10 protein-coding genes are annotated in these 14,142 nt (G+C 42.1%); 7 read left to right on the top strand and 3 right to left on the bottom strand.

The annotated features are described in order from the left end of the window. Nucleotides 1-86 precede the first annotated feature (86 nt). From G7092_RS08520 to G7092_RS08510, 3 genes are all read right to left on the bottom strand, one after another. Nucleotides 87-563, bottom strand: a complete 477-nt coding sequence (locus G7092_RS08520; RefSeq protein WP_166088131.1) for a T6SS immunity protein Tdi1 domain-containing protein — start codon at nt 561-563, stop codon at nt 87-89. Nucleotides 564-593: 30 nt separating this feature from the next. Continuing rightward, entirely contained in the window at nt 594-1,286 is a 693-nt protein-coding gene (locus G7092_RS08515; RefSeq protein WP_166088129.1) for a hypothetical protein, read from the bottom strand. Between the two features lie 316 nt (nt 1,287-1,602). Then, nucleotides 1,603-4,401, bottom strand: coding sequence for a TonB-dependent receptor (locus tag G7092_RS08510; protein ID WP_166088126.1), 2,799 nt, complete (start codon nt 4,399-4,401; stop codon nt 1,603-1,605). Nucleotides 4,402-4,528: 127 nt separating this feature from the next. Between G7092_RS08510 and G7092_RS08505 the strand changes: the two genes are divergently transcribed. The 7 genes from G7092_RS08505 to G7092_RS08475 all read left to right on the top strand — a co-directional run bounded on the left by G7092_RS08505 (nt 4,529) and on the right by G7092_RS08475 (nt 14,116). Then, nucleotides 4,529-5,101 carry an acyl-CoA thioesterase gene (locus G7092_RS08505; protein WP_166088124.1) on the top strand — a complete coding sequence of 191 codons (573 nt, stop codon included), beginning with the start codon at nt 4,529-4,531 and terminating at the stop codon, nt 5,099-5,101. A gap of 562 nt (nt 5,102-5,663) precedes the next feature. Further along, nucleotides 5,664-6,743 (top strand): fatty acid desaturase, encoded by a 1,080-nt coding sequence (locus G7092_RS08500; protein WP_166088122.1) that lies wholly within the window; start codon nt 5,664-5,666, stop codon nt 6,741-6,743. A 197-nt stretch (nt 6,744-6,940) separates the two neighbouring features. Next, on the top strand, nt 6,941-8,446 hold the full coding sequence (locus G7092_RS08495; protein WP_166088119.1) for a TolB family protein: 1,506 nt from the start codon (nt 6,941-6,943) through the stop codon (nt 8,444-8,446). A gap of 209 nt (nt 8,447-8,655) precedes the next feature. Then, nucleotides 8,656-9,570 carry a sugar phosphate isomerase/epimerase family protein gene (locus G7092_RS08490; RefSeq protein ID WP_166088117.1) on the top strand — a complete coding sequence of 305 codons (915 nt, stop codon included), beginning with the start codon at nt 8,656-8,658 and terminating at the stop codon, nt 9,568-9,570. A 591-nt stretch (nt 9,571-10,161) separates the two neighbouring features. Then, nucleotides 10,162-11,841 (top strand): GMC oxidoreductase, encoded by a 1,680-nt coding sequence (locus tag G7092_RS08485; RefSeq protein ID WP_166088115.1) that lies wholly within the window; start codon nt 10,162-10,164, stop codon nt 11,839-11,841. Between the two features lie 30 nt (nt 11,842-11,871). After that, the gene (locus G7092_RS08480) at nt 11,872-13,302 is read left to right on the top strand and encodes a Gfo/Idh/MocA family protein (protein ID WP_166088113.1); all 1,431 of its coding nucleotides are present in this window, start codon (nt 11,872-11,874) and stop codon (nt 13,300-13,302) included. A gap of 247 nt (nt 13,303-13,549) precedes the next feature. Continuing rightward, entirely contained in the window at nt 13,550-14,116 is a 567-nt protein-coding gene (locus G7092_RS08475) for a gluconate 2-dehydrogenase subunit 3 family protein (protein WP_166088111.1), read from the top strand. The last annotated feature ends 26 nt before the right edge of the window (nt 14,117-14,142 follow it).

Raw genomic sequence — 14,142 nt, 5'->3', positions numbered from 1 at the left:
ATTAAAAAGTTTGTCATTTCGATAAAGCCTGGGTCGGATATGAGTATTGTGCGAAAGAGAAATCTTCTATGGTTGATATAAAGTGGCTAATCGGTTAGCCTAATTTCCATATGTGTACCATCAGGGAAGCCCTTAATTTGTTCCAAAATAGCTCCGGTTAATTGTAAATGAGTTTTGATATCAGTTGGGATAATATTATCAATAGTGTATTCACCTCCGAGCACAGGTAATTTTTTATAACTATATACTTGATTTTTTTCTAAAATGATATTCGCAACTTCTAATTCCTCAAGAAATCCAGGTAAAAACCAATTATCAAGGTTGTCAGGCTCTTCTAAAAGTACTTGAAACTCTGTTGCAGAGTTAGCCACCTTGCTTAATGATCCGTCATCGGTAGCTATCCAGTAAACTTTTTCATCTGCCCGCACAATAAATACATCTCCCAATTTTGACACCAATAGAATTTGTTTTATATCATCTGCAAGCCATTTCCAATAAGCGTCAAGATAATTAATGTCGATGCTTTTGGGAGCTATAACAAGGTCGTCTAAATTCAGATCCATATTAAAGGAATTTTTTAAAAAGCTAATTAATCACGGCATTTCCAACCCACCGTCGTTATTGATACGGCAGCTGATCATGATGCGGCAGCCTATGGGATCGCCGTTTACAGTGGCGGGGATAAATATTTTATCTTCTTCGTTGGGCATATCGGTGCTCCTGTTAAATACCTTATGGTAATTCAGTCCGCTAAATAAATGCACCTTAAAATCGGCCAGGCGGCCGCCTGGACTAACCAGCAATTCAATAACCGCATAAGATGCCGTGCGACTGATACCCATGAGATCCTCTGGTAACTTAAACATTTTGAGGTAGGGGATATAACCAAAATACCGGCCACCGGCTTTAATAGGTTTGGCGGTACGGTCGGTATCGGCTAATGTTTTATCTACAAAATACCGCAGGTTTGAGGTGGTATCTTCGGGGGCCTCAAATAATAAGGTTTTTTTGGTATAATCGTAGTTTTGAAGCAACTGTCCGTTAAGATTATAAAAATGCCATACGCCAGTTTTCTTATCATGGTCAAAACTGCCGCTCGCTACGGCAATATCTTTTTCAGTTACGGCCTGGTAAATACCTTGCCGGGTACTTTTATCGCTCTTTAATACAGATATCCGTTCGATTACCTGGTCGTTGAGGCGATGTTTGCGTACTATGGTTTCTTGTGCAAAACCAGTATGGAAGTAAAAAAGCAGGGCGATAAATAAGGTTATAACTTTCAACACAATTCAATTTTGGTAAATATAAAACAGGTTTTACATAATGTCAAAAACACGGCTGTTTAAATTAAACAGGGGGGGGGTCGGAAGAATATTTGGGGCTAAAGCCCACAGATACTTTTGTTATCCGTCCCATAAATGGGACGGCAATGAATAAAAAAGCAATTAGGCAAATACTTTTATGATCGGCAACGAATAGAAAAGTATTTAGGTTATTCTTGATTGCCGTTGGTTTTAACCAACGGGCTATAATTAAACTCTTATGGGCTTTAGCCAAACCTTCTATTTAGCTTTTTTTTGATTCTTCTCACTATTTGTGAAATTAACTCCTTCCACCACCGCCTCTGCGTCCACCGCCGCCATTCCTGCGTCCACCACCACCAGAAGGACGACCGCCTTTAAATTTTTGCAAACGCAGGGTAAATGAAAGCATGAAATACCGGCCCAGCCGATTGGTGCGTGTATCAATGATCTGGTTGCCGGATACTGTGCGACTTATACCTTTGTTTTCATCAAACAAATCGAAGGCCTGAAATCGGATAGATGCAATGTGCTTAGCCAGGAACTGGTATTCTATATAACTGCTCAGCAGGGTAGGGTTAGCCTTTACCGTACTGCTAAAGCCATGATTTATAGTTTGAGTTAAGTTATAGCCCAGTACCCAGGCATAAAAGAAATAGTTGCGGCCATCGAGCCCCAGTGTCCAGGTGCTGGCATCGGTGTTTAAGGACGACGGCAGACTGTAGCGGGTGGTATTTACGCTGTAGTTACCACTTATTTCGGTATCCATAATACTGTCGATATCTACCCTCAGTTTCAGGCCCTGATTCCATACCCAGTTTTTACCCTGGTTACGCTGATTTTCGATAAAGGATACATTGTTGCTGTAACCCGCGCTGCCGTTTACTGATACGGTGAACTGGCGCTCGGCAAAGGGCTTCGAAAAAGAATAATTGCCGTTTACATTATATAAGCCGTTGGTGTTCAGGTAACGGGTTTCCTGTATGGTGTTGTTACGCTGGCTGGGGTCGGTTCCGGTGGCTGAGCCAGTTGCAATGGAAACCGGCGAGGTGTTGGTTACAATGGCATTCTGTGTTTCGGAAAACGACAGATTGGTGAACAGTGAATTGCCGCTGGCGATATCAAACTGGTTATAGCGCAAATTAATACTATTGGTAAATGAAGGTTTCAAATCGGGGTTACCATAAACCCGGTTTTGCGGGTTCGAATAATCGGGCTGGATCTGTAATTGTGTAAATGAAGGCTGACTATTAGAACCACTATAATTGATGGTGAAAGAATGATTGCGCGAGAAATTATAGATAAACCGGGCCGTAGGGATCAAATTAAAAGTATTGGTGGTGGTTCGGAAATTATGCGATTCGCCTTGCAGCGTTGATGGCTGTACGGCCATGCCTACGGTATAATTATACTTGGCGCCGATCCCCCGGATATTTAAACCAAAGCGGTTGGTAATAAACTGGTAATTATAAATAGTGCTGAGCGAATCGACAAAAGTTTGGCTTCCCGTTACCGGATCGACTCTGTAGTTGTACCGGTTATTATCCGTATTAGAATAACTATAGGCGTAATTGGCCTCCAGGTAGGTTGTTTTGCCAATGGGTTCGATATAGGATAAATGAACGTTTGCCCGCTGCGAATGATTGTTGCTATTGATTTGTTGAAAGAGAGGGGTTACCACGGTATCCTGCCGGGTAGTGTACTGGTCATTTAAACCCTGATTGCTTTGCGAAAGGCTCAGGCCCGCGCTCACACTAAAATTGCGTCCTTTTTTATGAAACTTATGGTTGTACAATACGTTGATGCCCCCGCTTTTGGAAGTAGCATCGGTTAAGGCTAGTTCGTTGCCGGTTACCAGGGTGTTGTTGCGGGTATTACTGAAGGTATCTGTACTAACGGTGTTGGATATACCGTACGAAAAACTGGGATTTACCTTAAGGTAATTGGAGGTATCGATCTTGTACTCCATATTAAAATCAAAACGGTGGTTTACGCCGTGATTCCTGTCATCACTATTATCGTTATTGATCAGCGTGCCCGATTGAAAGATGTTTTGCTGCACGGTGGTGCTGCTCTGGTCCCGGTCTTTATCGGCAAAGCTATAACTGCCATAAACCGTTATTTTTTTACCCCAATCGTCGCGGTAGTTGGTACCTATTGACCGGTTAGTGGTAATACCATTAGCCGTACTGATTTGTGAGCCGCTGCTGCCACCACCGCCACCGCGACCAGCCCTGCCACCGCCGCCACCTCCGCCGCCAAGATTAAACGAGTTGGTATTGGTGTTGTTGAGTGTACCAATCAGGGCTATCTGCCGGGTATCCATAAACGTATTGGCCGATAAGCGGGCCTGATACCGGTCGTCATTACCTACACCCACGCTGCCTTGCCCAAAATTGCCCCTGTTTTTTTCTTTCTGTATGGTAATGTTCAGGATTTTGTCGGGGTCGCCGGTTTTGATGCCAGTGAGGTTGGCCTGGTCGCCATAATCATCAATCACCTGTATGGCATCAACAATATCAGCCGGGAGATTTTGAGTGGCGGTTTGTACATCGCCGGTGAAATAATCCTTGCCGTTAACCCGCACCTTGGTTACCTGTTTGCCATGCGCCGTAACGTTACCATCTTTATCCACAGTTACGCCGGGCAGTTTTTTAAGCAGATCTTCCACCGGCGAGCCTTCACGTACTTTATAGGCGCTGGCTTTATATTCAACCGTATCTTCTTTAATAGTGATGGGGTTAACCTGAGCTACCACATTTACCGTTTTTAAAAAGTTGGTTTGTACTTTAATTTTTATGGGATCAAGCTTGATGGGTTTGGTATCGTTATCCATCACATACCGCCGTATGAGGGTTTGATAGCCGATACCGCTTATAGTTATTTTAAAGTTTTTTGCATTAACCGCAGGGAAACTGAATACTCCGCCCGGATCGGTAGCTGCGTTGAGGCTGTCTTTATCTGATATGAGTTTTACATTAACACCGGGTACCGCACCTACGCTATCTATAACTGTTCCGCTAACCTTTCGGCTTTGCTGTGCCAGCGTTCGTGTTATAAACAAAGAGCAAAAGAAGATGAGTAGCAGGTGTTTGGTCATAGTTCAGGTTTAATGGAATACAAATGACCATAAAGATTTGATTAAGTTTAACACGTTAAATGTATGTAATACAATTGTTGCAAATATTGCGGGCAGATGCTTAAACTTGTAACCAAACATATAACGCATGACAACAGCGCTCACCGACCAATCTGATTACAAAACGGTAAGTTTTTCGCAAACTACTATTACCGAATTGATGATACCTTCCTATTCTAACTTCGGGGGGAAGATACATGGGGGCATTTTGCTGTCGCTGATGGATAAGGTAGCCTATGTATGCGCCGCTAAACATGCCGGTAATTACTGTGTAACAGCATCCATCGATACGGTTGATTTTTTACAGCCGGTAGAAGTTGGCGAACTGGTATCGCTTATGGCATCGGTTAACTATGTGGGTAAAACATCGCTGGTGGTAGGTATCCGCGTCGTGTCAGAAAATATCAAGAATAATTCCGTGATGCATACCAATACCAGTTATTTTACCATGGTAGCCAAGGATGAGAACAATAAACCGGTAAAGGTACCCGGACTGATACTGGAAAATCGCGAGCAGGTAAGGCGCTTTATTGAATCGCGAAGGCGTAAAGAGATCAAACAAAGCTATATGCAGGAAGTGGAGCAGATCCAAATGCCCGATAATTATGAACATTGTATAGCCATGCTCATGGGCGAACGCTGCCTGGTAGCGGGGGAATAAGGGAAGTCAAAAGTCAAAAGTCAAAAGTCAAAAGTCAAAAGTCAAAAGTCAAAAGTCAAAAGTCAAAAGTCAAAAGTCAAAAGTCAAAAGTCAAAAGTCAAAAGTCAAAAGTCAAAAGTCAAAAGTCAAAAGGACATTATGTTAAATGGGGGACAGTCCTGGGAATTCTTTAATCGTGTTCAGACAAAATCAGCGGAATCAACGTAATCAAAAATATCAACGGTAAGTTTTCTGACATTTATTTGACATTAGATGAAATAAAGTACGGGGTTCGGAGTTTAAACTATAAGTATTAAGTTTAATACCTGTGCTCTTCAAAAATTAACCTGCATCAAATGGAAGGACTTCACCGTCGCTAACCAACACAAACATTTACAGCCCCTGACAATTGTCTATCCCACTTACAACTCGAAGGAATACTCCGAAAAGGGTTTAAGTTTTAGCAGGGATCTGGCACAACATAATATATCTTTAGAAAATGACAATTCGGTGATATTATATCACTACATTGTGGCCGCTTATCCCTCTTTAAACTATTTACTATTAATCCCCACAAAACTTAATGGCTTTTTTAAACACGGTACTTGAACCGCCTTCGTATGGCTGGACAGATGAAAACGGAGATCTCTCAAAACCCTCAAATGGCAAAATTGTAAAAGAATTCTTTTTAAGACTCAACGTATTTAGGGACAAAAAAAACTGGCTGTCGTTTTTAAGCTGGTTCCTGGTGCTTGCTTTGGTACCTTTTTTAGGCTTATTTATATTTAAGTATTTCAGCTTTACCGGTTTAATTGTGGCGTTTGTGTACAGCATGATTATCATGGGAACACACGGCACTATCTGGCATCACCGGTATTGTACGCATGGCGCTTATACTTTCAGCAATAAATTCTGGCGCTTTTTTACCCAGAACCTTACGTTGAAGATCATCCCTGAGGAGATTTACGCCGTATCGCACCATGTTCACCACGCGCTTTCAGACCAGCCCGGCGACCCATACAATGCCCAGGGCGGCTTTATGTACTGCTTCCTGGCCGATGTAAATCATCAGCCTATTGCCCGCAACATGGGCGAGGCCTGCTACAAAAAATGCGTTAATCTTATGAAACACGTAGGCGTTACTCCTAACACCTACAAACAATATCAAAAATGGGGAACCATTGCTAACCCATTCCGTACTATTTTGGGTATTATATTAAACTGGGGTTTCTGGTTTGTTGTATTTTACCTGATTGGTGGTATGCCGCTGGCCTGTGCCGTTTTTGGCTCGGCCGGTATCTGGGCTGTTGGCGTGCGTACCTTTAATTACGAAGGCCATGGCAAAGGCGAGGATAAACGCCGCGAAGGTATTGATCATAACCGCGAGGATATGTCTATCAATCAGCTATGGCCTGGTTATGTGGCCGGCGAATGGCACAATAACCATCACCTGTTCCCCAAAAGTGCCCGTTCTGGATTTAAACCACATCAGCTTGATTTGGCCTGGTGCTACATTAAATTGCTTAGCATGATAGGTGCCGTAAGTTCATACCGCGATTCCAAAAAACAATTCCTGCTGGAGTACTGTACCGTAAAACCGGTAGTTGGCCCAATTGCCGAATATCCGCAAACGGCTAAATCCCTGTTTGTGACGGAATCGTAAAATTAACTGATACTAAAATTAAAAAGGGAGTGATAGCATAGCTATTACTCCCTTTTTTTGTTAAAAGAACACGAATAAAAATCTAAAAACAGACGGGTGAAATGGATGATATTAGTAAAATAGTGCTATGTTATTTACAAAAGGATTTTATAACTTAGCGAGACCAATTATAAAGTGTAATATCAACACGAAAGTCCATGCATAATAAAATACATTGTTTATTTTTTTGCTTGCTTTGTTTTATTATTCTTAACCAAAAAGCAATTGCCCAAACTTCCTCAATAGGGATATTTGATAATCAAAGCGATGTAGGCATTGTAAAGCATAAAGGTGGTTTAAAATACGATTCTGAATTACAGCAATACCACCTGGAAGGGTCAGGCGCTAATATATGGGCCACCAGCGATGCCTTTCATTTTGTGTGGAAACGCATGAAGGGAGATTTTATATTACGTACCAATGCTGCTTTTATAGGTAAGGGTGTTGAGGCTCATCGTAAGATAGGTTTGATGGTACGATCTACGCTCGACTCCAACGCTAAGCATATCAATGCGGTTGTTCATGGCGATGGCTTAACCTCCTTACAATACCGTAAAACCGTAGGCGGCATAACCGAAGAGAAAAAATCAGGTATCACCGCTGCGGATGTCATCCAACTGGAGCGGAAGGGTAATACCTTCACCATGTCGGTAGCGCGCAAAGGCGATATGTTTGTGACCGAAGAAATAAGCGATCTTGACCTGGGCGACGAAGTGTACGTAGGAATATTCATTTGCTCGCACAATGCCAATGTAACCGAAAAAGCCATCTTTAGCAATGTTCGCATTGTGGTGCCTGCTCCGGCAACACTGGTGCCCTACAAACAGTATTTAGGTAGCAGTATCGAGTTGCTTGACCTGGCTACACAAAACAGCACCGTTATTTATCAATCGCCCAAATCATTGCAGGCACCCAACTGGATGCACGATGGGCAATCACTTATTTATAACAGCGAAGGCTCTTTATATAAATTCAATCTCAAAACAAGGCAACCTACTGTGTTGAATACTGCCCCGGCAAAAAACAATAATAATGATCACGTACTTTCCTTCGATGGCAAAATGTTGGCTATCAGTAGTAATGATGGAGGTCCGTCAATAGGTTATACCGTACCTGTTGGTGGCGGCGAGGCGAAAAGAATATCGGCCGTAGGTGTTGGAGCGAGCTATATGCATAGCTGGTCGCCCGATGGAAAGTACATTGTTTTTTGCGGCGAACGTAATAAAGAATTTGATGTATACCGTATCCCTTCGGGAGGAGGAAAAGAGGAACGATTGACCACCAGCCCGGGTTTGGATGATGGCCCGGAATATACGCCCGATGGAAAATACATCTATTTTAATTCGGTACGCAGCGGTTTGATGCAAATCTGGCGTATGAAGCCGGACGGCAGCGAACAAACACAGATCACCAATGACGATCATAATAACTGGTTTCCGCATGTATCGCCCGATGGCAAATGGATCTGCTATATCACCTTCCTCAAAAACGAAGTAGAGCCCGGCGATCATCCCTTTTATAAACATGTATTCATCAGGGTGATGCCAGCAGGTGGTGGCCCTTCAAAAGTGGTGGCCTATTTGTATGGTGGGCAGGGTACTATTAATACACCGTCATGGTCGCCGGATAGTAAGTGTATTGCATTTGTGAGTAACTCTAAATGAAGAATCAAGAAAAATAGTCAAGAGATAAGAATCAAGAACCAAGAAGAAAAAATGAGGATTAAGAAATGTGCGAAAATCAACTTTATGGATTCAAGGTGAGAAATTGAATTAAATGAAACGAAATAACCTAATATGTAGTTATCTTGTCTCTTGATTCTTAACTCTTGATTCTAATCTATTCCAATTATAACCTTAAATACATCATTTCAATGCAAACCTCCCGCAGAACATTTTTAAAAACAGGTGCCCTGGCATTAGCAGGCGCGGCATTATTACCCGATCATTTACTGGCAGCAGATAAGCACCTGCAGCGCGTAGGTGTACAGTTGTATAGTGTACGTGATGCGATGAAGACCGATCCGGCAGGAACATTAAAGAAACTGGCCGATGCCGGTTATCATCATGTTGAGCATGCCAACTATGTCGACCGCAAATTTTATGGTTATACAGCTAAGGAATTTAAAAAAATAATTACCGATCTGGATATAAAAATGCCAAGCGGCCATACCGTAATGACGGCTCAGCATTGGGATAGCACTAAAAACGATTTTACCGATGCCTGGAAGTATACCATTGAGGATGCTGCCACCGTTGGTCAGCGTTATGTGATCAGTCCCTGGCTGGATGAAAGCCTGCGTCATGATACCGACAAATTAAAACGCTTTATGGAGCAGTTTAATAAATGTGGGGAGCTGTGCCAAAAATCATCTATGAAGTTTGGGTATCACAACCACAACTTTGAGATCAGTACTAAAGTAGGGGATATCACGCTGTATGATTTTATCATCCAGAATACCGACCCTAAATTGGTGGCCCAGCAAATGGATATTGGTAATATGTACAGTACAGGTGGGGTAGCACTTGATTTTATCAATAAATACCCCGGTCGTTTTGAATCATTACACGTAAAAGACGAGATTAAGGTAGCTCCGCGGAGTGATGGTGACGATACCGAAAGTACAGTACTGGGCCAGGGCGTATTGCCGGTTAAAGAAATTGTAAAAGCGGCCAGCAAAAAAGGGGGTACGGTTCTGTTTATTATTGAGCAGGAAGCCTATCAGGGAAAAGACCCGGTTGATTGTGTAAAAATTGATTTACAAATCATGAAAAAATGGGGTTATTGATATTAATAAGGTAATTTCACCAGACAATAAATTTCCTGAAACACTCTTTTTTTAGTGTTTTAAATTATTAAGTTTGAAAATCGTTTTATAAACCAAAGTTCATTTATTAAGCCAAAATGCCTGTGCCTTTAAAAGTACGAGTAGCTTAACTAAGAACTGCTAAAACCATTTACCATATTTATAAACACATTGTTTAATCTATATGGCTTTTACCAATCGTTCGGCAGGCACATGCATGGAACGAAATGAAAAAAAGAATATATAATTTATAGGATACAGCCTAAATTGTATTTATATTTTTTGAATAGTTGTTTTTTGAATTTTATTGATATATAGTGCTTTGTGTTTTTAAAAAGTGTTTTTATTTTAAATTTTCGGTATACAAATAGGTAATACAATGAAGGGATTTTACTTTAGAGCAGCAGGAGTATCAGCTCCAAAATGCAAAAACCAAAATAACTTAATTGTTATAAACCGATTGAAGATTTCAATGTGTAAAAAAAACACAATGCGCTATTTGTAAAATAATTTTTATTCATACATTTAGCGGGATAACCAAGTACAAAACAAATTCATTTTAACCGAATAGATATGTCTGCAAACACTTATGACGCTATTGTCATTGGCTCAGGAATTTCAGGCGGGTGGGCTGCCAAGGAACTTACAGAAAAGGGTTTAAAAACCATTATGCTGGAGCGTGGTCGTAACATCGAGCACATTAAGGATTATGTGAACGCTAATAAAGCACCATGGGAGTTTCCTCACCGTGGCGGGCGCACAGAAAAGATGATTGAGGATTATCCGGTATTAAAACGTGATTATCCGCTTAACGAAACCAACCTTGATTATTGGGCAAGTGATAAAGACAGTCCTTATACAGAAGTAAAAAGATTTGACTGGTTCCGTGGTTATCACGTTGGTGGCCGTTCATTGATGTGGGGCAGACAATCATACCGCTGGGCTGATGTTGATTTTGAAGCCAACCTTAAAGATGGTATTGCCGTAGATTGGCCTATCCGTTATAAGGATATCGCTCCGTGGTACAGCTATGCCGAAAAATTTGCAGGTATCTCTGGCAACAGGGATGGCTTAGCCATTTTGCCGGATGGTGATTTTATGCCACCTATGGAATTGAACGTGGTTGAAAAAGATGTAGCTAAAAGATTAAAAGAGTATTACAAAGAAGAAAGAGCCATGATTATTGGTCGTACAGCCAATATCACTGTGCCGCATAATAACCGTACCAATTGCCAGTACCGTAACAAATGCTGGTTGGGCTGTCCGTTCGGGGCTTATTTCAGCACACAATCGGCTACTTTGCCTGCGGCTATGGCTACCGGTAATTTAACCGTTCGCCCGTGGTCTATCGTTACCAAAATTTTGTACGATAAGGATACCAAAAAAGCCAAAGGTGTAGAGGTACTGGATGCCGAAACTAACAAAACATACGAATACTTTGCCAAGGTTGTATTTCTGAATGCTTCTACCATTAACTCAGCCTGGATCCTGATGAATTCGGCAAATGATGTGTGGGAAGGTGGCTTAGGCAGCAGCAGCGGCGAATTGGGTCATAACCTGATGGATCACCACTTAAATGTTAATGCATGGGGGCAGGTAGAAGGTTATGAGGATAAGTACTATTTCGGGCGTCGTGCAAATGGGTTTTATATTCCCCGTTTTGCCAACCTGGGTAACGATAAGCGTGATTTTATACGTGGTTTTGGTTACCAGGGAGGTGCAAGCCGCGAAGGGTGGAGCCGTGATATTGCCGAACTGAGCATAGGCGGAGCCTTTAAAGATGCCCTAACCGAGCCAGGTTCATGGTCGGTAGGAATGGGTGGCTTTGGCGAAACATTGCCTTACCACGACAATAAAGTGTTCATCGATAAAACCAAAAAAGATAAATGGGGCCTTCCTGTTATCGCTATCGACGCTGAACTGAAAGACAACGAGAAAAAAATGCGTATTGCTATGGAAAGCGAAGGCAAAGCCATGCTGGAGGCCGCAGGTGTTAAAAATGTACAAACAAGCAGCAAAAATCCATACCTGGGTCGTGGTATTCATGAAATGGGTACCGCACGTATGGGCCGCGATCCAAAAACATCAGTACTTAACCAGTGGAACCAGGTGTGGGATGCCAAAAACGTATTTGTTACCGATGGTTCTTTCATGACATCGGCAGCATGCCAGAATCCATCACTTACTTACATGGCTATGACCGCCCGTGCAGCCAACTACGCGGTTGAGGCCTTGAAGAAAAACGAGATCTAAATTAACCGGATATCCAAAATATACAAACCAATGACTGAAGAACAGGACAAAAGTATTCCCGACGCCTCCAGACGGGATTTTCTTAAAAAAGGCACATTAGCTGCGGCAAGTTTTATGATCGTTCCACGTTTTGTACTGGGCGGCAAAGGCTTTATAGCACCCAGCGACAAACTGCTTATTGCCGGTGTAGGTGCGGGCGGTAAAGGCCAGAGCGATATTGCCAATTTTTACAAAAGCGGAAAAGCGGAGATCGCTTTTCTATGCGATGTAGATGACAGAAGATCGGCAAACTCACGTGCCAAATTCCCTAAAGCCAAGTACTATAAAGATTGGCGCGAGATGTATGATAAAGAGTCAAAAAACTTTGACGCGGTATCAGTCTCGACACCAGATCATAACCACGCTTTAATTGCCTACCATGCTATGCAGTTGGGTAAACACGTGTATGTTCAAAAACCGTTAACGCATGATATCTGGGAAGCCCGTTTATTAACCGAGGCTGCCAAAAAATATAAAGTAGTAACCCAGATGGGTAACCAGGGATCATCAAATGATGGCACCCGTTTAATGTCGGAATGGTATGATGCCGATTTGATTGGTGATGTGCACACCATTTACTGCTGGACAAACCGCCCGGTATGGCCTCAGGGTATTGCCTGGCCTCAGCCTGCAAAAGAGATTCCAAAAGAACTGGATTGGAATCTGTGGCTTGGTACAGCGCCTAAAAAGGATTACGTAGATAAACTGGTGCCGTTTAACTGGCGCGGATGGTGGGATTACGGAACCGGCGCCCTTGGCGATATGGGTTGTCACCTGGTTGAAGCTCCGTTCCGTGTACTGGGTTTACAATATGTTAAAGATGTACAGGCTAGCGTAGGCAGTGTATATGTAGATGAGTTTAAACAAGGTCATTTCCCTGAAAGCTGCCCTCCATCAAGCCATATTACCTTAACTTTCCCTAAAACAGAAAAAACAAAAGGCGATGTTACCATGCACTGGATGGATGGTGGTATTACACCGGAAAGGCCTGTTGAATTAGGTGCAAACGAAAAATTTGGTGGCGAAGAGGGTAATGGTACGCTGTTCATTGGTACAAAAGGTAAAATGTATGCCAGCACTTATTCAGATGCGGCTACTTTATTGCCAAAATCATTAACGGCAAGCGCCAATGCTCCGCAGAAATGGAAACGTGTACCGGGCGGTGCCGAAGGTCACTATGCACAGTGGGTTGAAGGCTGTATAGCCGGATACGGTAAAACAGAACTGAGCTCATCATTTGATAAAGCCGGTCCGCTTACCGAAGCCTTGTTAATGGCTAATTTGGCTGTACGTGGTCATGACCTTAGAGGTGGCGACATAAAACTATTATGGGATAACAAAGCCATGAAAGTGACCAACTTTGACGCGGTAAACCAATACATCCAAAGGGATTATCCTGATGGATTTAAATTAAAAGCATAAATTAATTAGTGAATTAATGATTTTAGTGAATTAGTGATCGGTAAAAGTAAATTTTACCGATCACTAATTTTATATTTAAGCTCACTAATTCAATAAACTAATTAATGGGTTAGTGAGTTAGCGAATTAGTGATTTGGAAAAGGTGAATTTTACCAATATTCATCTCGTTTTTAGATTCACTAATTCACTAAATCACTAATTCAATAATTCAAAATAACTCACTAAATCACTAAATCAATAATTAATCATGAATAGAAGAGAAGCTTTAGGCAGGGTTGGATTGATACTGGGAGGTACCATAATCGGCGCTGAGTTTTTTATCTCGGGTTGTAAACCAAGCTCCAAAAAAGTGAACGAATTGTTTGATGAAAACAATGTAGCCTTATTTGATGAAATTGGCGAAACCATTTTACCGGCCACCAGTACTCCTGGTGCCAAGGCTGCTGCTATAGGCAACTTTATGGCCTTGATGGTTCAGGATTGCTATAAGCCCGAAGATCAGAAAATATTTGTAAAAGGTATTTCTGACCTGGATGAAGCCAGCAAGAAAAAGTTCAGCAAATCGTTTATGGAAGCCGATGCCAAACAACGCACCGAACTGCTTACCGAACTGGATGCCGAGCAAAAAAACTACACCAAAAACAAAAAGCCCGAAGATCCGAACCATTACTTCCGGATGATGAAAGAGTTAACCCTGTTGGGTTTCTTTACCTCAGAAGTTGGTGCAACCAAAGCACTGCGCTACATTGCTGTACCTGGACATTATGATGGCAACGTAACCTACAAAAAAGGCGACAAAGCCTGGGCTACTTAAAAAATTAGTTTTTAGTTGATTAGGTG

This window comes from Mucilaginibacter inviolabilis (genome assembly GCF_011089895.1).
Classification (GTDB): domain Bacteria; phylum Bacteroidota; class Bacteroidia; order Sphingobacteriales; family Sphingobacteriaceae; genus Mucilaginibacter; species Mucilaginibacter inviolabilis.
The sequence above is the reverse complement of the archived record's forward strand: the minus strand, read 5'-3'. Positions and strand labels throughout refer to the sequence as shown.